The sequence below is a fragment of the Psychrobacter celer genome (assembly GCF_016107555.1).
GTDB lineage: Bacteria > Pseudomonadota > Gammaproteobacteria > Pseudomonadales > Moraxellaceae > Psychrobacter > Psychrobacter celer.
The window spans coordinates 48,620-69,985 of sequence record NZ_JABASU010000005.1 but is presented as its reverse complement, the minus strand read 5'-3'; the positions used below and the strand labels follow the sequence as shown (position 1 = coordinate 69,985).

The 21,366-nt window shown below is 49.0% G+C and carries 17 protein-coding genes; 7 read left to right on the top strand and 10 right to left on the bottom strand.

Annotation, left to right across the window (positions count from 1 at the left end; genetic code table 11):
- The first annotated feature begins 223 nt into the window (after positions 1-223).
- The 3 genes from nadA to JFC05_RS04085 all read left to right on the top strand — a co-directional run bounded on the left by nadA (position 224) and on the right by JFC05_RS04085 (position 4,352).
- Positions 224-1,363 (top strand): quinolinate synthase NadA, encoded by a 1,140-nt coding sequence (nadA, locus tag JFC05_RS04095; protein WP_198335883.1) that lies wholly within the window; start codon positions 224-226, stop codon positions 1,361-1,363.
- A gap of 1 nt (position 1,364) precedes the next feature.
- Positions 1,365-3,317, top strand: coding sequence for an L-aspartate oxidase (gene nadB / locus JFC05_RS04090; protein WP_198335935.1), 1,953 nt, complete (start codon positions 1,365-1,367; stop codon positions 3,315-3,317).
- Between the two features lie 132 nt (positions 3,318-3,449).
- Positions 3,450-4,352, top strand: a complete 903-nt coding sequence (locus JFC05_RS04085) for a phosphatidate cytidylyltransferase (protein WP_198335882.1) — start codon at positions 3,450-3,452, stop codon at positions 4,350-4,352.
- A gap of 41 nt (positions 4,353-4,393) precedes the next feature.
- On the opposite strand, the gene JFC05_RS04080 is transcribed toward JFC05_RS04085, so the two are convergent.
- The 3 genes from JFC05_RS04080 to JFC05_RS04070 form a co-directional block, all read right to left on the bottom strand.
- On the bottom strand, positions 4,394-5,221 hold the full coding sequence (locus JFC05_RS04080) for an SDR family NAD(P)-dependent oxidoreductase (RefSeq protein ID WP_198335881.1): 828 nt from the start codon (positions 5,219-5,221) through the stop codon (positions 4,394-4,396).
- A 171-nt stretch (positions 5,222-5,392) separates the two neighbouring features.
- Complete coding sequence (locus JFC05_RS04075) at positions 5,393-6,637, bottom strand: patatin-like phospholipase family protein (protein WP_198335880.1); 1,245 nt, start codon at positions 6,635-6,637, stop codon at positions 5,393-5,395.
- A complete protein-coding gene (locus JFC05_RS04070; protein WP_198335879.1) occupies positions 6,627-9,278 on the bottom strand; it encodes an alpha/beta fold hydrolase in 2,652 nt (883 codons plus the stop codon). Before JFC05_RS04070 ends, JFC05_RS04075 begins: the two co-directional genes overlap by 11 nt.
- A 196-nt stretch (positions 9,279-9,474) precedes the next feature.
- Here JFC05_RS04070 and JFC05_RS04065 point away from each other — a divergent pair, with 196 nt between their 5' ends.
- Positions 9,475-10,386 (top strand): LysO family transporter, encoded by a 912-nt coding sequence (locus tag JFC05_RS04065; protein WP_198335878.1) that lies wholly within the window; start codon positions 9,475-9,477, stop codon positions 10,384-10,386.
- A 43-nt stretch (positions 10,387-10,429) separates the two neighbouring features.
- On the opposite strand, the gene JFC05_RS04060 is transcribed toward JFC05_RS04065, so the two are convergent.
- From JFC05_RS04060 to JFC05_RS04045, 4 genes are all read right to left on the bottom strand, one after another.
- On the bottom strand, positions 10,430-11,014 hold the full coding sequence (locus JFC05_RS04060) for an OmpA family protein (RefSeq protein ID WP_198335877.1): 585 nt from the start codon (positions 11,012-11,014) through the stop codon (positions 10,430-10,432).
- Positions 11,015-11,026: 12 nt separating this feature from the next.
- Positions 11,027-11,644, bottom strand: coding sequence for an OmpA family protein (locus JFC05_RS04055; protein ID WP_198335876.1), 618 nt, complete (start codon positions 11,642-11,644; stop codon positions 11,027-11,029).
- An 82-nt stretch (positions 11,645-11,726) separates the two neighbouring features.
- Positions 11,727-12,980, bottom strand: a complete 1,254-nt coding sequence (locus JFC05_RS04050) for an FAD-dependent oxidoreductase (RefSeq protein ID WP_198335875.1) — start codon at positions 12,978-12,980, stop codon at positions 11,727-11,729.
- 100 nt (positions 12,981-13,080) lie between these two features.
- Positions 13,081-14,376, bottom strand: coding sequence for an FAD-dependent monooxygenase (locus JFC05_RS04045; RefSeq protein WP_416376090.1), 1,296 nt, complete (start codon positions 14,374-14,376; stop codon positions 13,081-13,083).
- 564 nt (positions 14,377-14,940) lie between these two features.
- Here JFC05_RS04045 and JFC05_RS04040 point away from each other — a divergent pair.
- Both JFC05_RS04040 and ybeY read left to right on the top strand, forming a co-directional pair.
- Positions 14,941-16,035 (top strand): PhoH family protein, encoded by a 1,095-nt coding sequence (locus JFC05_RS04040; protein WP_105244971.1) that lies wholly within the window; start codon positions 14,941-14,943, stop codon positions 16,033-16,035.
- A gap of 258 nt (positions 16,036-16,293) precedes the next feature.
- Complete coding sequence (ybeY, locus tag JFC05_RS04035) at positions 16,294-16,899, top strand: rRNA maturation RNase YbeY (protein ID WP_198335873.1); 606 nt, start codon at positions 16,294-16,296, stop codon at positions 16,897-16,899.
- A gap of 84 nt (positions 16,900-16,983) precedes the next feature.
- Here ybeY and JFC05_RS04030 read toward each other — a convergent pair whose 3' ends face one another.
- Entirely contained in the window at positions 16,984-17,859 is an 876-nt protein-coding gene (locus JFC05_RS04030; protein WP_198335872.1) for a mechanosensitive ion channel family protein, read from the bottom strand.
- Between the two features lie 122 nt (positions 17,860-17,981).
- Positions 17,982-18,869, bottom strand: a complete 888-nt coding sequence (locus tag JFC05_RS04025) for an energy transducer TonB (RefSeq protein ID WP_198335871.1) — start codon at positions 18,867-18,869, stop codon at positions 17,982-17,984.
- Positions 18,870-19,250: 381 nt separating this feature from the next.
- Between JFC05_RS04025 and JFC05_RS04020 the strand changes: the two genes are divergently transcribed.
- Positions 19,251-20,024, top strand: coding sequence for a hypothetical protein (locus tag JFC05_RS04020; protein WP_105246581.1), 774 nt, complete (start codon positions 19,251-19,253; stop codon positions 20,022-20,024).
- A gap of 164 nt (positions 20,025-20,188) precedes the next feature.
- On the opposite strand, the gene JFC05_RS04015 is transcribed toward JFC05_RS04020, so the two are convergent.
- Positions 20,189-21,007 (bottom strand): ferredoxin--NADP reductase, encoded by an 819-nt coding sequence (locus JFC05_RS04015; RefSeq protein WP_420850559.1) that lies wholly within the window; start codon positions 21,005-21,007, stop codon positions 20,189-20,191.
- Positions 21,008-21,366: the final 359 nt, after the last annotated feature.

Here is a 21,366-nt window from a genome sequence, read left to right as displayed (position 1 = left end):
AATAAATATCAGTAGCACGTGGCACCCAGTAGCACGTGAACATAATATCTAGCATGTCAGTTTTATTTAGGATTGACTATATAGTTAGAAAAATCATAAAAAACCCTTGTTTTTATGCTCAAAATGAGCATAATTAAGACAATTTATGATTTTGCTTTAGCGAGTCATTCCAATATTACGACATATGATGTATCACTATCGCACCAAAGGAAAGGTTGCAGCTATGAAAACTTATCCGTACGACGCCCCTATCATGAGTACCGACCAGCGCATCGTCACTCAGATGACCATCGAATACGCCAGAGCAAAGATACCTACCGAGCTGCCACGCTCTGAGCGGCTGGCAGTTGAAGAAAACATCAAGCACTTGCTAAAAGCGCATAACGCTGTGCTCGTCGCTCATTATTATGTCGATCCTTTTATTCAGGATTTGGCATTGGCGACTGGCGGCTGTGTCGGTGACTCGCTTGAGATGGCGCGCTTTGGACAAGCCCATGAGGCACAGACATTGGTGGTGGCAGGCGTGCGCTTTATGGGCGAGTCAGCAAAAATCCTAAGTATGGAAAAGACCGTCCTGATGCCTGACTTAGCAGCGGAATGCTCGCTTGATTTGGGCTGTCCTGCAGATGAGTTTGCCGCATTTTGCGACGCTCATCCTGAGCGTACCGTGGTGGTTTATGCCAATACCAGCGCCGCGGTCAAAGCGCGCGCCGACTGGGTGGTGACTTCCTCTGTCGGTATCGATATCGTCCGTCATTTACACGCGCAAGGCGAGCCTATCATTTGGGGGCCTGACCGGCATTTGGGCAAATATATCGCTCGTGAGACTGGCGCAGACATGCTGCTCTGGCAAGGCTCTTGTCTGGTGCACAATGAGTTTAAAGCGACCGAGCTGCTGCAATTAAAAGAGGAGCACCCTGACGCCAAAGTGCTGGTACATCCAGAGTCGCCTGATAGCGTGGTCGCGCTGGCTGATGTCGTCGGCTCAACCAGTAAGCTGCTCAGCTCAACCTATGAGATGGATGCCGAGACCTTTATCGTAGCGACCGATTTGGGTATCTTGCACGAGATGCAAAAACGCTCACCACACAAGCGTTTTTTGGCCGCACCGACCGCTGGCGAAAGCGCCAGCTGTAAGAGCTGCGCGTTTTGCCCGTGGATGGCGATGAATGGCCTAAAAGGCATCGAGCAGTGTCTGACACAGCGAAGCGGTGAAGTCATGTTGACGCCTGAGCTGGCAGCGGCTGCCAAAAAACCTTTACAACGTATGCTGGATTTTGCCGAAGCGCAAAAGCGGCGCGTCACTGCAAGCGGTGACCTTGTCAAAGACCGCGCGCTCTTTGCCAATGTGGGAGCCGCCTAATATGAGTAAGGCGCATACAGCCGCTAATACAAGCACCCCTACTGATGATACCCATGGCGTCAGACACACAGATGTGTTGATCATTGGCGCAGGTCTTGCTGGATTGAGCACGGCGCTGGCCTTACCGCAAACACTCCACGTGACGATACTAAGTAAAGCGGCGCTGGACGTTTGCTCCAGTCATTATGCCCAAGGCGGTATCGCGGCAAGTTTGGATGCCAAAGACTGCACCGCTGATCATATCGCTGATACGCTCATCGCAGGCGCAGGGCTGTGCGAGGCAAAAAACACCACAGAGATCCTAAGCTCAGGCGAGCAAGCGGTGCAATGGCTGTGCGAGCAAGGCGTGCCCTTTACTCGCCTACCAAAACAACACGCGCCAGCAGAAAAAATAGCGACATTAGACAATTTTCAATACCCCCATGAGGAAGACCTTGAGACAGCCGCCTTACAAACCAGCGACTTACACTTGACCAAAGAAGGCGGTCATGGCTGCCGGCGCGTCGCTCATGCTGATGATGCCACTGGCCGACATATTATGGAAGCCTTAGTTAAAAAAGCGCAAGCGGCATCCAATATAACCATCCTGCCCTATCATGAAGCGTTTCATCTGCTAAAAAATACTGACAATCATTGCCGAGGTGCACTTGTTTTTGATCACGTTCATCAACGACAGCTAACCTTGCATAGTCGCGCGGTGGTGCTGGCCAGTGGCGGTCTAGGGCAGTTGTTTAAACGTGCCAGCGCGCCCAATGTCTGTGTCGGTGATGGCGTGATGATGGCTTGGCAAGCAGGCTGCCGCTTGGCAAATCTGGAGTTTATCCAATTTCATCCGACAGGTTTGGCGCTTGGTGAAAGTAGTTTTTTAATCTCTGAAGCCCTACGCGGTGAAGGCGGACGGCTGTACTGCCCGCAGACAGGTAAACGCTTTATGCTAGAGGTTGATACACGCGCAGAGCTGGCACCAAGAGACATCGTCGCTCGTGCTATCGCCGAGCAAATTAGCATCAATGGACTTGGCTACGTTCATCTCGATGTCAGTCACTTACCAGCGGCATTTCTCCGAGCACACTTTCCGCAGATTTATCAGACACTATTAGACCTTGGCATCGACATCACCACCGACCCGATCCCAGTAGCCCCCACCGCGCATTATAGCTGCGGCGGCGTGGTCACTTCTGCTAATGGCTTGACCGATGTGATAGGGCTTTATGCGGCAGGAGAAGTTGCTTATACAGGCTTGCACGGCGCTAATCGCTTGGCCAGTAACTCGCTGCTTGAGTGCGTGGTGGTCGGGCGCCACATCGCCGCCGATATCCCGCGCTATCTACACGCAACTAAAAAACCAGACGCCACGTCCATTTATACTAACTCAGAGCAATCCATCTATGATATTTGGACCCCACCGATGCTGGCAGACTATCAGCGTATTACCTTGCCATCGCCCATTGAGTACCAACGCCATACTAATGACCATCACAACGCTAATGTCCACACCAGTACAAATAATGACATTGCTGGCATAACCACCCAATTAAAAGCGTTAATGACCTCGCATCTGGGCATCACTCGTAGCGCCGAGCAGCTTGAGCAAGCGCTGGGGCAAATCTGCCAGTGGCAACAGCAGCTCGGTGGTAGAAGCTTTGATGATATAGATACTAAAAGCCAAGACCACGTCATCTCTTACCATACGCTGCCCTACGTTCAATTAACTAGGCAGTTGCAGTTAGCGGCTTTGATTATGCAGTCGGCTTATCAGCGTCATGAGAGTCGCGGCGGTCATTATAGACAAGACTATCCAAACTTAGCGAACAAACCTCTGACCAGTGTCATTGAGCCGCCCTCGCTGACCGCATTTGCTACTATTGACGATATAGACATGACAGCCCATATAACAACAGCGGATGTGCAAAAAATAACTGTACCACCTTTAGCCATGCGGGAGTCCGGTTAATATCAGCTAATACCATATAGTTTATCAACTATAGTTAGGATTAAAGAAGCATTTACGCTATCATAACAATTCGGCTGTAAGCGTTGCGACATAATCCGCGACATAAAATGGTAGCATTTGGATCTTAAAGGTATGGCTTCTGATATCGTCTTTGTGATCGCGCTAATGGGGGTGGTTAGCGCGGTATGGGGAGGGCTGGCCATACCACGCCTGCGCAGACGCCTACCGAAGATTTATCTGATCGCACGCTCATGGTGGTTTATGCTGGCGGCGCTCTTTGGCTGCTATGCAATCGCAAAGATAGCAGATCGCCATGCCGAGCTCTTGACGTCCAGATACCCCTATCAATGGCTGCTTATTGGTTTTTTTGTGCTGATCGGTCTGCGCGGTGGCTACGAAATCAAACGGATATGGTGCCTACCTAGTAGAGCACGACTGATCCATAAGCTACAAAGCCGCGGCCTGCAGCCAAGCGTCACTCCCACCTCTTCTGCCGACCACACCGCTAGCCCGACCACTTCACACTACACGCGCCCAACGGGTTTAGATGGGTTATTGAGCATGGCATTTGTCGCCTTGATTGTCAGCTTGATTGCCCTCCAGCAGCTGACGTGGCAACGCGAGCAGTATGGTGTCTTATTGTTTGTCTTATTTGCCAGTCAATTTAACGATATCGCCCAGTATCTATGCGGTCGCCTACTTGGTCATCGTCTGTTTTCACGTGGCCTAGCGCCGCGCATCAGCCCCAACAAAAGCATTGAAGGCGCTGTCTTTGGCAGTATGTGTGCCGCGCTACTGGCATCGCTACTGGGGGTCTGGCTGACGGGGTTTGAATGGTGGCTTTGCTTGCTAGCCGCGTATGGATTGGCAGTGAGCGGTATCGCAGGCGATCTGCTAGAGTCTGCGTTTAAACGTCAGCACGGTATCAAAGACACAGGTACCATGCTAGCAGGGCACGGCGGCGTATTGGACCGTATCGATAGCTTGCTGATTGGCGTGCCTATTTTTACCGTCCTTTATTGGCTACTGGGTTAAATAAAGCCTGTTGCAAAGACAGTTTTTTTACTCATTTTTCATTACTCATTGTTTTTATCAAGCTGGCTGCGTAATACCCAGTCTAATAACGGCTTGGGCACACTGTTTAAGGCATAAATAATATAACGCATCGCTCGTGGAAATATGGCAAGCTCGGTATCATCAGCGATAGCTTGCATGACATGCTGGACGGCGGTCTGTGTACTGATGATAAATGGCTTATGACTGGCGTCACCGTCATTTAGATCACGCAGCGCTTGGGTATCGATATAGCCTGAGGCGATGCCGTTTACTTGAATATCATACGGGCGCAGTGCCAAGCGATAGGCGCTGGCCGTGGCTATCATCGCGCGTTTGCTTTTGGCATAGAGGCTGGCATAGGGATAGTCCAACGCCCCAGCGATGGAGGCAATACAGATGAGACTTGGCTTGCCATATTGCCTCATGTCAAACGATGTCGGCTGCTGTTTTAGTCGCTCACTTGCCCACCAAAACACCTGCTCAAATGCTTGTAAGTTAATCGCTAGCATGCGCGTGCTGTCTGCCGCATTGAGCGTCCGCACCCGCTCGTTGGTATAACTGCCCGCACTATAAACCAGCCGATAAAACGTGATGGCAGATAAGCGCTGCAAAAACTCATGCGTTTGGGCGCGGTCAGTCAGATCACAGCGATAGGTGATGATGTGCGGATACTGACGATTGATCTGCGCTATTTTTTGGCGATCGTGACCCACCACACTCACATGCCAGCCCAGTTGCTGGTGATGACGTGCCAATGCCAACCCCAAACCACTGGTGCCACCGACGATGATGACGTGCGGTGCATCAGCTGTGGTAGGCTTTAAGGCGTTTGGTTTAAGATCTGTCATATCATCGGTTCGGCATAAATCGCGGTATTCGTATATCGTCAGTTCAAAACACCATCGTTATAAGTCTAAGCGCGCTACTGGGATAAATGTGGCGTAGCCGCTGGCGGTATAGGCATAAGCAAAGGTATAAACACAGTACACCTGTAAAACGGTAGCGCTAAAGTAGGTCAACTATAGCGTATGCTGCCGAATATAGCTGCTCGTTCGCTGATAGCCATATTGCCACTGCGCCTGCATTTGCTGCACAAAACCATCATAATCACGATGAATCAACGCTACGGTCATTTGCTTTATACTAAAGCGCTTTTGCACGCTTTGGCCTCCGAGCTGCTCGGCATTGTCAGCAAACGGCAACCAATGCAGCGGCTCGGTATGGCGATGGCTTGCCTCTCTATGATAGCCATGCACCTGTGCCAAACGAGCATTGGGATCAAAACCAAAGACACGCTTAATCGCTGGGGCAGCAAGCCAGGTATCATACCCCGCTTTGCTCTCGGCAAATACCGTTTGCCCCAGCTTACAGGCCAGCTCAACGGGCGTGAGGTTGATGACACCGCCTAAACACCAACCGAGCGCTGAAATATGGGTAGGTGGCAGATAGTACATATCGGCCATAGACGCACGTATCGCGTCTGCAAACCTCCACTGGCTCACTATCTGTACATGCGGCGGTATGCGCCCATCAGCAAACGTATGCGCAGGTGATCGTATCTTATCATCAGCTTCGCCTTGCATGGCGGCGGCAAGCGACATCATAGTCGCCACACGCGGCGAGGCAAATAACAACTCTTGCAATACTGCTGCTGGACCCGCCCCCGTATATGAGGCAGGTGGCCACGCGCTGTCAACCCCAGAGGCTTTTTGCAGACGGCTGGCGATGATGGCAACCTCAGGTATGGCTTGCTTGGTGCTTTGAATACGCTTATGACCACAGGCACTCTTGTCTCTACGCTCATTACGCTCATTGACAACACCAGATAGCGCATCGAGCCAATACCGCTCATCATCGATACGAAACATGGCCAATTGCTGCAGCTCTGCGAGTAGCTGCTCATAGCTGGCTGGCGATGAGCGTTGCGGTTTGGTGCTTTGCTTGCTTGCTAAGCGCCAACGCTGTATGGCCTGCGTTATATAGCGCATTTTTAATCGTCTATTTGCTTCATCTGGCCTGACATGCCTGATTGCACAAATAGCGGTATACAGCTCATGGCTATACAGCAGTGCTTGCAAGTCTTTTGGCTCAGGCGCAAGATGTACCAAATACGCCGAGAGGCTACCGCCGCAAGTACCTATGATCATATCTGGCCTCAAATCATGGGCGACCAGCGCGGCATAACTGCCCAGATAATAGGCAAAGCGCGAGCCGCCTCCCGAAAACAGCTGCACACGCTCATATGTTGTGTGCTTATTTGTCATCGAGCGGGGCGACCTTTACCGCCAGCGACACTGTAAAGATACCAAAACGATCGATACGCATGCTGACTTTTTGAAAGCCTGCCTGCCTGATCAGCTGGTCCATCTCCGCTTGTGAGCGGCAACGCATCACCCAGTCACGGCCGCGATGGTTGTTTAAGGTTTTACTGATAAACTCTTGCTCAGGGTGCCATGGTTGATTGGTATAAATCAGGTAGCCATTTGTGTTTAAGTTATCATAAATACCTGCTAATGCAGTCTCGAGTAAGCGGTTGTCAGAAAACAGCTCAAACAATCCAGAGACGATAGCGATATCAAACCCTGCATCAGATTTTGCGTTGTTTGATGATGACATGTGTAGTGATGATGCGGTGACACTATCCTCCTGCACGGCCTGCGTATAACTGGCAGGGTCAAAAGCGTCCTGCTGCCTGACCACCACTCGATCAGTGATACCTAAGCGTTCAGCTTTTGCTTGTAGCGCTTGAATATTATGTACCTCATAATCTCGCAGCTCAGCTTGTAGTCCCGTAAATTCCGTCAACAGATCAAATGCATAATAACCATGGCCACTGGCGATATCTAGCAGCTTTGGTTGATAGCGCTTAGAGCTACTTGGTTTTTTACCTTGGGGGTTGTTGTCTTCGATAGCTGTCAGTGCGGTACGCGCCAGCTCTAATATATGCTCGCGGCGGATACGAATGCCTTGCCAGCCGATGTTGTTAAGATAGAATTTATCGACCGCTTGACCAAACTTGTTTTGGCCACTAGGCTGGTTTTGATAGACATGATCGAGCGAATGCCCTGAGTCAAAGCCATGCTCAAGCCCTGTGGCGATCGCATCGCTGACATGACCAAATTTTTGCATCGCCAACCGAGTTAGCGCAAAGCTTGGATTAAATGGCTTGATGGCCAGTCGATCGACCTTGTCTTTGCTAGCGCTATGCAAATGCGCCGCTCTTAAATCCACTGTTTGTACCGGTGTGCTAAATACCTCCTCGGCAAACGCTAGACAGTCGGCAAACACGTCGGCTTTGTTGGTCTCATGAAAGATGGCATGGTAGCTATCAGGATACAGCTGCCAGCGTTTGCTTGAACTATTGATCGCCTCATAAAATGTCCGCTCTGCTTGCTTATCTACCACATAATCTTTGCCAGCACACAAGACAAAGGTCGGTACGGTGATGGCCTCTGCATCATCGAGCAGACGCTGACCGGTCGCGTGCGTGTCGATCAGCAGGTCGGTTGAGATGCTGCTAGAGATCAGCGGGTCGGCATTGTAGGCGTGCTGCGCGTCTTGGTCATGGGTGAGTACTTGCGCTTTGACGTAGCTGCTGACGCGTGACATCAGCCCAAGCGTACGCGCTACCTTTAGCGACGGTATGGCAAAAGGCAGATACAGACGTATCTTGAGCGCAGGTGTGCCGAGTATCATGCCGCGGATGTTGGGCGCATAATCATGCACCCACGCGGCGGCAAGCACGGCACCGATACTACTGGCGACGATTAGTGTGTCGTCGATGGCGATGCCGGTTTGTCCCATCACCAGCTGAACAAAGTCATTTAAATCGCGCTCAAGCTCGGTGACACTCTCGGCATGATCTTTGATACCGCCTGATCGGCCATTGCCGCGCGCATCCCACGCAAACACCTGATAGCCTGCCGCTGCAAACTGCTGCCCCAGCTCTGCCAGACGTCCTGAATGCTCATGACCACGGTGCAACAAAATCACTTGCCGTAAGCATTGATCGGCGTTTTTTAACTGCTCAATAGGCATCGTTAGCCAATAACGGTAATAAATCGCCGTGCCATCATACGCGTTATAGCAGCTCTCGCCTTCTATCACGGCAGCTTGTAATACTTCTGTCGCCGCACTAGGAGAGGCTGGCATATCCTGCGCCGCTGTATCATTTATATTTATAAAATCAGAAGACATGGTCTGGGACTCCAAAGTAGTATGGGCTGAGCGCGGTACAGGCGGCTGATGCTGTAGATACAATGCAGCCATATAGCGCAGACGATTGAGGCACGTTTTTAGCAGTAGTATTTCTATTAGCATAAAAAACGGACTTGCTGAGCGATGAGACAATGATATCGGTACGCTAAGGCTTTTTGCCGCCCCAAGCACGCCCAACACAAACGCACGGTCACTTTTGCCCAGCGGCCCTTGATTGGCTCGAGCGCCCACCGCAGCATCGCAGGCGATGGCTATCAGCTCAGTGCTGACACTCAGTATCATCAGCACAAAGACATGACGCTGCTGATGAGCCTGTTGGTCAATCACATTTTTAGATGGACAGCTTGACTGAGCGCTATGAGGTAGCAAGCTGCTGATGAGCGCCGTATCGGCAATAATGTCACCTGCTTCATTGAGCACACCGCCCAGCGCAGATGCCTGTGCATGCTCACGCGCCATCATGCCATCGATGGCATTGAGCGCCATACGCACAAACAGCGACGACGGTAGCAGCGCCCAAAGCGCCTGATGGTGTGCCGCAGGCTTGGCAATCACATAGGCCGTCCCTAGGCTGAGTATCACAGCAGATATCGTCACTTGATTGGCGCTGCATCCTGACTTAGCCAATGTATCGCTTATGGGACGCAACTGGTCTTGAAACTGAGATTTGAGCTGATAGAGCGACATAGGGCTGACCACAGAGATTGAGTGCCTTAATGTAGCAACAAAAGTTGATCAGGTAAAGACAAGCCAAGCATATAAAAGTACTACTCGCGGCCAGTATCGTTCTATTTTATGATGAATATCATGCGCGGATAGCCGTATTTATAAATGAATATGATACAATCTTCGGCTTGTTTAAAACCGCTGCGAGCCTGCCAACATGCAAAGCCTGATTACCCTTGTTCTTGTTCTTATGCCGATGTTCATTGGCTTTGCCATCCCCTCAAATCCCGAAATGACCAAGCTTGCGGATAAAGGCTTGTCGTACTTGGTGTTTATTATCTTGGCGCTCATCGGTATCGAGCTGTCACAAGTGGAAGGGCTGGGCAGTCAGATAGGTGAGATTGCCTTGTATGTCATTATATTGTCGATATTGACCATAGGTACGGGGCTATTTAGCCTAATGCTCTTTGATCATCTAAAACCTTGGCAAGCCAAAAAACCAGTAGCCAAATCTAAAGAGCATCGGGTCAGTATTAGAGGCAGCTTGGCACAAGTGGTTTGCGTCGTCATCGGTATGGTGATTGGGTATTTTTTGCCCGAAGGCTATCTACCGCCTGAGAACACCATGACTGTCCTGCTGATGATCTTGATCTTACTCGTCGGTATCGGTCTCAAAGGCTCAGGCATCACCCTAAAAGAAGTCTTGCTCAATAAGCGCGGGGTAGAGATGAGTATTATCTTTACCTTTTCGATATTGGTAGGCGGACTTGTCTTTGCGCTGATGTTTAGCGATGTATCGTGGACAAAAGGCTTGGCGCTGGCGTCTGGATTTGGCTGGTACTCGCTATCGGCCATCGTCATGACCGATGCTTATGGGGCGATTTGGGGCAGCGTGGCGCTGTTTAATGACTTGATACGTGAGTTTTTTGCGCTGCTATTTATTCCCGTCTTTATGCGTAAGTATCCGTCAGCAGCGGTCGGCCTTGGCGGCGCAACGAGCTTGGACTTTACCTTGCCGATTATTCAACAATCTGGCGGTCTAAAAGTGGTGCCACTGGCGATTAGTTTTGGCTTTATTATTAATATTGTCTCGCCCGTACTGATGGTGGCGTTTTCGGCGTTGGGGTAGCATTTGATAAGTTTACTTTTTTAATTTTCAAACGCTGAATACACTATTCAACATTGCTAATAAGCGCATAAATACGCTGGTTGAGCCAACTGTTTTCAGCATCATTTGGTGCAATTGGGCGATCTGAACCATAATAAGAAGTTTTGATACGGTCAGGGTCAATATCATACTTCATGATCACATAGTTTTTGACCCCTTCCACACGGTATCTTGATAATGTTTGATTGGCGTTAGTTTCTTCACGCTTGGATATATGCCCTTCAACACGCATGACAGCGTCCAAATGATCTTGCATTTTCTTGCCTGCGTTATCTAGCTGTTCATAATACTCACTTTTTATCTCACTGCTATTTTCATCATAATAGGCTCTAGCTTCCATTCTGAATTCATTTTCAGCAAAAAGTAAGGAGTGCGGACAGCCTCTTTCATCTATTACCACGTTATACGGAGTGCCTGGGCATTGATCCAGCTCATCAGGCACACCATCCCCATCGCTGTCTAAAATAGCTTTAGCAACTGGGGCATTAATATTTTGAGTTGCTTGATTTTGTGAAACAGATGTTTGGCAGGCTGATAACGCCAAAGCACTTACCAAAATTAAAAATGTATTTCTCAATTTGGTTTTCATAATATTTTGCCTTTAAAATTCTCTGCATTCTAGTAGCATTTGATCATACCTATCTCGCGCTGATATCCAACCGAACGCTCGCTGATTCATAATAGCTCCCTCCTCGGTATCATTAGGAGCAATAGGATTATCAGCGCTACAATCAAAGGTGCGAATTCTATGCGCTGGCAGGTCCAAATTAACCAAGTAGTTTTTGATACTTTGTGCACGAGCACTCGCTAATGAGATAAAGTCCAGTGGCTGAGACGAGCCTTTGAGATGTAGAGCTTTCTCGTCAATGGCTTGCTGTTCAATTGTGGAGGTATGCCCTTGGACAAAAAAAGTCAGGTTAGAACAGCGATCCGCGAACGCTATGATCTTATTCAATTCTGGAGTATATTGTTCCTTTATTTCGGCACTATATTTATCGAAAAACACTCGTAACTCCATAGACAATCTATCGTCCAAATCCACTGGCATAGGTTTGCCATTTTCATCAACAGGTGGCGGTTCAACCACGCAAGTGGAGGGCTTTAAAACCTCTTGTGCCATGTTATTTGTGGCTGGAGTCACTGATTGGCAGCCTGCTATTACCACAGCTCCTATCATCCATAAGGCAGTAGAGAATTTTGTTGTCTTAAACTTTGTCATAGTGAATGCCTTACTGGTTATGATAGGTCATACTTATACTCATGCTATGTCACTAACTCTATGTCACTAAAAATAAGCAATCCTAAACCCCACTCGCCTGCTTCGCAAACAATCGCATGAGTGGTTTTATCTTGCCAACGCGGTACATGCCTTCGCTGCGAATCTGCTGAATCGGACGCATCTGCGCAAGCGAGCCTGCAAACAGCCAATTAAGCGCCGAAAAGCTGTGCATCATCAGGCTATTATGCGGTCGGCGTAGACGCTCATAGCTACGCAAGGTTTGGTTACTGCCCCACAGCTTATCGCCGCTACGCGCATAGTCGTGCATCAGATGCTCACTTAGCGCCTTGACATCGAGCATACCCAGATTTAACCCCTGACCTGCCAGCGGATGCACACCATGGGCGGCATCGCCTATTAGTACCAAATTGTCCTGTACATAACGCTTCGCTTGCTGCGCGGTCAGTGGAAAGCTGGCGATGGACTCTATCTGCTCGATTGCGCCAAGCTCATAATGACTGGCAGCGGCCAATTTATCAGCGATCACGCGCTCGTCTTCCTCGAGCAAAGCCAGTGCGTCATTGCGCGGTAGTGTCCAGACAATGGACTGCCAATGCTGCGGCGTAGCTTTATCCTCATCAGTGATATCCGCTAAGGGCAACAGAGCCAGCGTGCCGGTCGGTAGCATGGCTTGGCGCGCGGTCGCTTGATGGGGCTTGGCAGTCTGAATCGCACAGCAAATCGCGGTTTGGTTATAATCAAGCGTGTCCAGCCCAATCGCCGCCTGCTGACGGACAAACGAGCCGCGACCATCGGCACCGACGAGCAGATGCGTATCGATAGCAGCGCCGTCCGCTAGCGTCACACGGTAGCCCTGCTGCGTCCCGCGCCAGTCCATATTGACAACTTTTTGCCCTGCGATGACGGTCAGATAATCACTGACATCCTCCTCAGACAGACGCTGCCACAAGGCATACTCGATGACCGCTGGTTCAACCATACTGCCAAGCAGCGCTGGCGTACTGCTTTCACTATCGCCAAATAATAGCTCGCCCATACCATTTAGTTGCCATACCTGCATCTGCGAGTAATCCGCCTTTCGTCCTGATAGCGCTATCTTTTGCCAAGCGCCTACGTCTTTTAACAGCGCAATACTGGCGAGGCTCAGCGCATAAACACGGGCATCGCGCTTGCCAAGCATTTGTTGCCATGCAGATTCATCTCGAGCAGGACGCGCATCGATTAAGGTCACGGGCATTTTGGCCTGCGCCAGCTTTAGCGCCAGCGTCGCACCGACGATACCGCCGCCGATAATGAGTGTATGGTTGTTTGTCATAAGTTAGCTCTCGATATCAGGACGTGTTAGGGCGTATCTTCAATTCACTTGATAATTATCTAAATGGGCTAAAAATAGCGCATCACTTTAGTTATGGGTATTACGATTTTAAGCCCATGGCATAATTTGCCACCAGCGGTTTGATATTGGGCAGTTTATCAAACGCCACCAGTGCCATGTTACGCGCTAGCTTAATCGCTGGATTGGGATGGGTAAAGCCATGGACGACCGCATCACAAAAACGAATGACGCGCTTTTGGTCGGTTTGTCGGGCTTTTTCGTAGCGCGTGAGCAATGCCGGACTACCGATATCCTCGCCTCGCAGCACTTGCGCGCTCAGCATTTTTGCCAGTACGTGAGCATCGCGCATACACAGATTAAAGCCTTGACCTGCCACGGGATGCAAGGTGTGGGCGGCATTACCCATGATGACGCAGCGGCCAGCGACTTGTTTATCTGCCAGTACACGCGTCAGCGGGTAGCCACCGCGGCGACCAGCGTTGACAAACGTGCCAGCACGCTCGCCAAACGCTTGCTGCAATGTCGCCAAAAAATGCGCATCATCTTCTAGGTATCTTGTCTCTTCGCCTTTTGGGCAGACCCAAACCACCGAGCGTCTGTAGCCTTGTTGATATTCTTCATTGCCATCGCCTTCTGGGTCGGTCAATGGCAGCACCGCCAGTGGCCCTGCTGGACTAAAGCGCTCAATGGCGACATGGTCGTGCGGCTTATCCGTCTCTACCACTCCGACGATGGCGGTCTGCTGATAGTCATACGTCGTCGTGCCAATGTCCAATAACTGACGCACGGTAGAGTCGCGACCATCGCAAGCGACCAGTAGACTGGCCTGCAGCTGCTGCTCGTGCTCTTCTTCGCCGTAGTAGCTAAAGCTGAGCGTCACGCCATCAGGCTGCTGCTCGACAGCGATGACGTTGGCATTATCAATGATACTAATCAGCGACTCCTGCTGCGCGGCCAGTAGTAGCTTACGCCCCAGCCAAGCGTTTTCCATCACTTGCCCAAACGACTCGACTTGCTCGTCCGCCTTATTTAATTGCGCGCGGCCAAAGCTGCCTTGCTCGCTGATCTGTACCGCATCAATACGGCAGGCATGGCTTTGTAGCTCATCCCACAGCCCAATCTCTTGATAAATCTGTACGGTACGCCGCGACAGAGCGGTGTTGCGACTGTCCAAATAATGACTGCGCGTGCGGTCATCTTGCGGGCTGATGGTTGGGTAACTGTTTTTTTCAAGTAAAGTACTTTTGATGCCGTGATGGGCGAGCAGCAAGGCAAAAGACAGACCCACATGACCGCCGCCTGCGATCAGCACTTGCTGGTCGGTGATTGCTGCTTTTTTTTTGACAGTTGATGACGTTGCATTGGTATTTTGCATCATGCTATTCCTAATCATATTGCTTTTAATGGTGTGCTTTCTTATTTTTCAGGCGTTATTTATTAATGCCCTAGATTACCACAGTTTGCTTGTGTTTCTGTGTCCTGACACGTATGCAAAGCGTGTACTCGCCTGTTTGCGGTCATATCATAAAAGACTGACATGAGGGTAAGCTACGCCAAAGCATATCTCACCATTGCAGCCATTTGCCCACCAGCCTGTGGTTGCAATCTACATACAAAAACCCCGCCATCTGGGCAGGCAATGGCTTGAATTTTAAAAACTATCTACCATAATGAAGACAAGACATTGATTTATCATTAACCCCAAAACCAATAATAATTTACCGTTATCTATATCGCTAGCAGATAGGCCTCCTGCGTGTTAAAAGGCGCGTGACACACTGCCCGCCCAGACACTTTGACGAACGATTTTTATTACTCATTTTATTTTTTATCATTTTATTTTTTATCTCTGAAGCCCGTAGCACTCTCCATGTTGATCTCATCAGACTAGGCGATAGCAGCGGGTACACAACACAAGGATAATCGCTTGACTGATTCTATGAGCCGCCGTATAAAGTTTGAATCATTAACCCCAGCACAGCTCAAAACCGTGCTTGGTGAATACAACAACCACATGAAATACCTACAAGATCGCCTCGATATCAAGATCATTCAACGCCAAGGCGACTTTTGCCTGAGCGGAGATGTGACTGCGGTCGAGCGCGGCGAACGCATCATTTATAAGCTGGTCGATGAAGCGCAAAACACCAAGGATATCAGTGCAGAAGAGCTGCATTTGATTATCCAATCGAGCGTCTCCCGCGATGAAGACATGGCAGACGATGAGCAAGAGTCTGCCGATGATGAGAGCGATACAGCTGATTTGGATTCGGCAAATGAGTTTACCCCCATTAGCCTGCGCACGCGCAAAGGCCGTATCATCCCGCGCGGGGGCAACCAGCAGCGCTATGTCAAAAACGTGCTCAGCTCTGATGTGTCCTTTGGTATTGGGCCTGCCGGTACCGGCAAAACGTATCTGGCGGTGGCCTGCGCGGTCGATATGCTAGAGCGCAATGAGATTGAGCGCATACTGCTGGTACGTCCAGCGGTAGAAGCTGGGGAAAAGCTTGGGTTTTTACCCGGTGATCTCACACAAAAGATTGACCCCTATCTGCGGCCACTCTACGATGCCCTCTATGAGATGCTTGGCTTTGAGAAGGTCGGCAAATTGATCGAGCGACAAATCATCGAGATTGCGCCGCTGGCTTATATGCGTGGCCGCACCTTAAACAACTCATTTGTCATCTTGGATGAAGCGCAAAACACCACACCTGAGCAAATGAAGATGTTTTTGACGCGTCTTGGCTTTGGCTCACGCGCGGTCATCACCGGTGACATCTCACAGGTCGACTTGCCACGCGGTACCAAATCAGGCTTGGCACAGGCGATGGATATTTTAAGCGGTATCGAAGAGATTCATATTACTAAGTTTGACTCAAAAGACGTGGTGCGCCATCAGTTGGTACAAAAAATCGTCGAAGCCTATGATGTGTTTGATGAAGAGCAAATCGCGCTACAAGAAAAACGTAAGTTTGAGCGCATCAAAGAGCAAGAGCGCAGACAGGCGGTGGCAGATGCAGCCTCTAAACTGTAGCTAAACGTCATTAAACCGTTATGTCTAACCCAAAAGACCGGATTACTAAACATAGTGATCTGGTCTTTTCGTTAGGGCGTGTTGAACATTCAAATGTGGCACTGGCGGCGGCTATTTTTCAGACAATGCGCAGTGAAATTTTCGCAGCCTCTGTCGGCGTAGGCACAGCACGCAAGAAAAATTTATACCAGTTCCACGTTGACATACAATCTATCTTTTTTATTTAGAATCGACTATATCTCCCCCTAAGGTGACGCTATGAACCAATCTAACAACGATAACATGAACGCCCTAAAGATAAATAATCTAGAAAAAGTTGAGCTTGATGTCAGCGCTCTTGATAGTATCGATGAAGGATTAATTAGTCGTTACTACAGTGCAGATCGCCTATTGCCAATCATGGCTGCAACTTTGAAATATATAGATAGACGTATAGAAAACGGTCTGATGCTCCCTTATTTTACAGATATTAGTCTTGAGACGTGGCAGCACAAAATCAAAGCGCTAGATATCTATATTACTGACAAAACTGAAGGTCGTGAATTAAACCTAGAGGCACGGGGCAAGGATTATGCGACCAATATCTTATCCTATCCAAGCGACTTACCCGTCGCTATTATTGACTTGATGCCGACCCTACCACTCGGCGAGCTGATCATCTGTCATGAAGTCGTGGTACGAGAAGCCGCCGAACAAGACAAGACCGTCGCGCAGCATATCAGTCATTTATTGGTACACGGTATGCTACATCTACTAGGCTTTGATCACGAGCTTGGACAAGCTGAGCAAGAGGAGATGGAAGGGTTTGAGATAGGGATTTTGGCAAGTCTCAATCTCCCAAACCCCTATCTACCAAACGCTTAAATTTGACGAGATGGTTTTTGACCGAACCAATCCCTTAGAACAAGCGCTGAATAACCAATCCTTGTTCAGTCTTTAGTTATATGCTCAGTCTTTAGTCATGGGCAGTTTTTGCGACTGACCCATTTGATTAATCATCTGATCCAAGCCTTTGACATGGACGCTACGCTGCGGGAATGGAATCTCAATCTTTTCATCGTCTAAAGCGTATTTAAACTGCTCAAGCAAATCACACTGCATCGTCCACCAATCAGCATTGGTCGTCCAGACATTGAGGGTCAAATCTACCGAATTGTCGCCCAGATTGGTCACGCGTACGATAGGCTCAGGGTCGGTAAAGGCCATTGGGTTGTTTCTGGCCAAGCTCAGCATCACCTCTTTGGCAGTTTTGATATCGGCATCGTAGCCGATCCCAACCGTGATATCGACGCGGCGATTGGGCAGCGCCGTATAATTGGTCACCGCAGAGGTGGTGATATCGCCATTTGGGATGATGATGTCGTGGTTATTGATCGTGGTTAGGTGAGTATTGATCAATGTAATATCGGTCACCGTCCCTGTGTAGCTGCTAATCTGTACATAATCACCGCGCACAAAGGGGCGAAAAGTAACGATCATGATACCAGCGGCAAAGTTTGATAGCTGATCTTTTAACGACAGACCAATCGCGACCGCTGCACCGCCCAGTATGGCAACGACCGATGTCGTTTGGACCCCAACCTTGCTCAGCGCGGCCAACACCACTACCACCAGTAATACGCCATAAAGCAAGCGCCCTAAAAAGCTGGCCACCGTATCATCTAAATGACTGCGGCGCATAATACCATGAGCAAAGGTAACGGCCTTTTTGGCCAGCCAGCGCCCGACCACAAATATAACGATGGCAAAAGCCACTTTGATTACCAAGCTCAATGCGTTACTGGTCAAAGCAGCAACATCGACTGTAAAACCTAAAAATTCCATACTGACTCTTTTTGTTTAAGTGTATTGTGATATCTAAGTGCCGGTTCGCCTTTGCTGGCAAACAGCTTTTATTTGATTTGCTGTATCGCTTTTTAATACGTCGCTTATTGATACCTCATCCGCTAATACGTCACATTGACTGTATCGCTGTACTGATAAGTGCGTATCAAACGCAGCTCTACAATATCTTTCATGTCTTCGGTAAATTTGCCAAAGGGTGCTGCTTGACGCACTGACTGCTTTGCCGCTTCATCCAATATCGTCGAGCCTGAGCTCTCTAGCAAACGGATGGCTTTGACATTGCCATCACTACTGATAACCACCATCAAGCGTACGTCGCCGGTGATACCCTGCGCCCGAGCTTGCGCTGGATAATGCAGGTTGCCGACCCGCTCGACATGCTCACGAAACGTATTGATATAATCCGCTGCAGCGCCGCGCGTCGTTGAGTTACTATCGACCGTCACCACTTTTGATTTGGTCGCATAGATCTGCTGACGCTGGGACAACTGCGCCTCTAATGTCGCGATTTGTTTACGCAGACGCTCCTCTTGCGCCAAGATATCATCTTGCTCTTGCGTACTGTCATTATCAGACTCGACGGTTGCCTGTCGCCAGCTCAAGGTGGTACGCAGGTAGCTTTCTTGATAGCGCTGCTGACGGGTCTGCCGCTGCAAGTTGATCACATCTTGTGTCTCGCTCATTTGCTCAGCTGACAGCGGGCTGACCTGATCGGTTTCTTGCCTGAGCTGCTCTTCTATCGTGCCGCCACCGACCTGCGAGGCGTTGGCGATAAAGTGCGCGTCCTCATTTGGCTGCATGTTGTCCGTCAAGGCCTTGGCCACATCCTGCATCATCGCTGCCGGATCTTGCCCCATAGAAAAACTGATACCAAAAATAATCAGCACATGCACACTCACAGCGATGACGATCGCCATAGGCAGGCTTCTATCGCGCTTAGGGGCTTGCGCTGAAAAATGATAACTTTGTGAGTCTTTAATATAGGCCACAGTTGCTCTCAGCTTAAGGGTATGAGCGTCGCAGCACAAGTCTGCCGCTCATCTATGTATCAATGAATAGGCACCGCTAAGCGGTTGACTCATGCCGTGCCGAGGCTATCATAACATGACATAGAATTGCGTCGCTAGCACAACCGCCAAACAGGCGCGCCATCCACACTGCAAACAAATCATTTACGATAAAACGCCTGTGTTCATTTTGAAGCCACGATATTTGTTATATACTGCTTTATAAATGCTATAGTCGAGATACTATAAAACAAACACCCTATCATTGGGATGCTTGCTTTCAATAATATGCAGGAACACAACAAGAAGTGCATACTTTAATAGCGCACTATAAGGATAATACGTTTGAGTGGCTTTGATAACATGAGTGATAACGTAAACAATTCAGACAGTTTTGATGAGTACTTTGAAAACATTGGCTATCGTTTTGATGAGTCATTTAGCGACGGCTGGGAGCGCCTCACCCAATCTGTCAAAAACCTTTATAACAAAACCACCGATAAGTTTGAAAACGAGCTATCGCTGCCGGTGGCGCAGCAATACGTCAACGATGCCTTGCAAAAGTTTGTCACCGACAATGTAAAGGCCATCTTAGAGCTGCGCGTTGAGATGCACGACGACTGGTTTCGCCTATACTGTACTATTGATATCTCAGGCATCTATATCGAGGTCGCCAGTAACTTTAGCTTGATTCATGTACAGCTCGATCGCAATGTGCAGCGTTTTGTCTTTGGCCAGCAGACCTATACCGATGTACTAAACCTGCGCTGCGAGTCTTTTATCAAGCGCCAAGGCATCAAGCTGTTTATCTGGTTTTATCATCGTATCCTCAAAAAAGACCCACTCGGCTTTATCTTATCGTATATCAACATCGCTCGTGCCAAAGACGAGGTTATCTACCTCGATATCAACCGCTGGCTAAAAAAGAACAAAAAAATCATCAGCACACTGCACAAGGTGCAGGTCAATTATGGCGAGCTTGAAGAAGAGCAGATGATCTTAAAGACTCAGATCAACTATCGTGACCTACTGGCCGCCAGTAGCAATGAAGATATCATTAGCGATGCCGATGAGCCTGAACTGATGCAAGGCCCGATCAACCCTGTCGCAGATGCCACCGAGCCCAGTCAGGTTTGATATCCAACTACATGGGTTATCAATCGTACGTAATAAACCATTAAAACGCCGCTACTTTTCGTCTATCAAGTAGCGGCGTTTTTGTACAACGGCAATACAACTCTTATTTATCAGATTTAAGCAAACACCTGTAGCGGCAGCTTTTATCAATACATCAATAGCTTTTACCAATAATTTTCTACCGCGATATTGCCCTCGCCGCGACGGTTCATCACCAGCCCCAATGTCTTTAGGGCTTCTTTGGTATCCTCTACCATCTCAGGGTTGCCGCAGAGCATCACATGGGTGCTGTCGACATCCAGCGCAATACCTGCACGCTCTTGTAGCGTACCGTCCAATAGCAGCTTCGGCAAGCGCTCCGTCAATGCGCCATCGACGGGCTCGCGGGTGACAATAGGAATAAAAATCAGCTTGGCAGGGTTGTCCACCAACGAGCCAAAGTCTGCTTGCAAGCGTTCAATCAGCTCAATATAAGCCAGCTCTTCCACCGAGCGCGCACTGTAGGCCAGTACAATATGCTCGTAGTCGTTCCATGTCTTTAGGTCTTGGAGCATCGACAAGAAAGGTGCCAAGCCTGTACCTGTCGCCAATAACCATAAGTCTTTGGGTAGAGGTTTTTGGTAGCGAGCCAACGTCAAAAAGCCAAATGGCATGGTATTGAGCAGCAGCTCATCACCCACTTCTAAGTGCTGCAACTGCGAGGTAAAAGCGCCATCAGGAATGACAATAGAGAAAAACTCTAACACCTCATCAAATGGTGAGGAGACAATTGAGTAGGCACGAAATATGTCTTCGTCCAATGCTGCTAATTCCTCGTCCTGCTGCTGATAATACTTCAGCCGACTGGGGTTGACCCCCAAACGCACAAACTGCCCTGCAGTAAATTTAAAACTGTCAGGACGGCTGACCGTAAAGCTAAATAAATTGGGTGTCCACGTGGTTTTACTGAGCACCGTTACTGTCTGAATATTGTCACTCATAATCGTTAATCACTCTCGTTTTTATTAGGGCGTGTTGAACATTCAACCATGGCACTGACAGAGACTATTTTTTAGACGATTCGAAGGTAAAAATAGTAAGCTTAGTCGCTCTAAGCGTCTATTTTTACCAATGAAGCGGCAAAAAAGAGTCCTGTCCCTACGGCTGATGCTAAAATTGCGCCATACTGCGTTGCAAATCTAGCTAAGGCATCTGCATTATCGTCGCTTTGCGCCTTGTCTGGAACAATTTTAGCGATCAGCAGTGCCTATTTGTGAATATTCAACACGCCCTCGTCGTTTTCTTTTAATACTTCTATTGATGGTTGTGTTTATTTGTTTTTAAAGGGGTCAAACCAAAAGAT

Coding starts and splice junctions, on each gene's coding strand:
- nadA (WP_198335883.1), top strand. CDS start 224: ATGAAAACTTATCCGTACGACGCCCCTATCATGAGTACCGACCAGCGC.
- nadB (WP_198335935.1), top strand. CDS start 1,365: ATGAGTAAGGCGCATACAGCCGCTAATACAAGCACCCCTACTGATGAT.
- JFC05_RS04085 (WP_198335882.1), top strand. CDS start 3,450: ATGGCTTCTGATATCGTCTTTGTGATCGCGCTAATGGGGGTGGTTAGC.
- JFC05_RS04080 (WP_198335881.1), bottom strand. CDS start 5,221: ATGACAGATCTTAAACCAAACGCCTTAAAGCCTACCACAGCTGATGCA.
- JFC05_RS04075 (WP_198335880.1), bottom strand. CDS start 6,637: ATGACAAATAAGCACACAACATATGAGCGTGTGCAGCTGTTTTCGGGA.
- JFC05_RS04070 (WP_198335879.1), bottom strand. CDS start 9,278: ATGTCGCTCTATCAGCTCAAATCTCAGTTTCAAGACCAGTTGCGTCCC.
- JFC05_RS04065 (WP_198335878.1), top strand. CDS start 9,475: ATGCAAAGCCTGATTACCCTTGTTCTTGTTCTTATGCCGATGTTCATT.
- JFC05_RS04060 (WP_198335877.1), bottom strand. CDS start 11,014: ATGAAAACCAAATTGAGAAATACATTTTTAATTTTGGTAAGTGCTTTG.
- JFC05_RS04055 (WP_198335876.1), bottom strand. CDS start 11,644: ATGACAAAGTTTAAGACAACAAAATTCTCTACTGCCTTATGGATGATA.
- JFC05_RS04050 (WP_198335875.1), bottom strand. CDS start 12,980: ATGACAAACAACCATACACTCATTATCGGCGGCGGTATCGTCGGTGCG.
- JFC05_RS04045 (WP_416376090.1), bottom strand. CDS start 14,376: ATGCAAAATACCAATGCAACGTCATCAACTGTCAAAAAAAAAGCAGCA.
- JFC05_RS04040 (WP_105244971.1), top strand. CDS start 14,941: ATGAGCCGCCGTATAAAGTTTGAATCATTAACCCCAGCACAGCTCAAA.
- ybeY (WP_198335873.1), top strand. CDS start 16,294: ATGAACCAATCTAACAACGATAACATGAACGCCCTAAAGATAAATAAT.
- JFC05_RS04030 (WP_198335872.1), bottom strand. CDS start 17,859: ATGGAATTTTTAGGTTTTACAGTCGATGTTGCTGCTTTGACCAGTAAC.
- JFC05_RS04020 (WP_105246581.1), top strand. CDS start 19,251: ATGAGTGATAACGTAAACAATTCAGACAGTTTTGATGAGTACTTTGAA.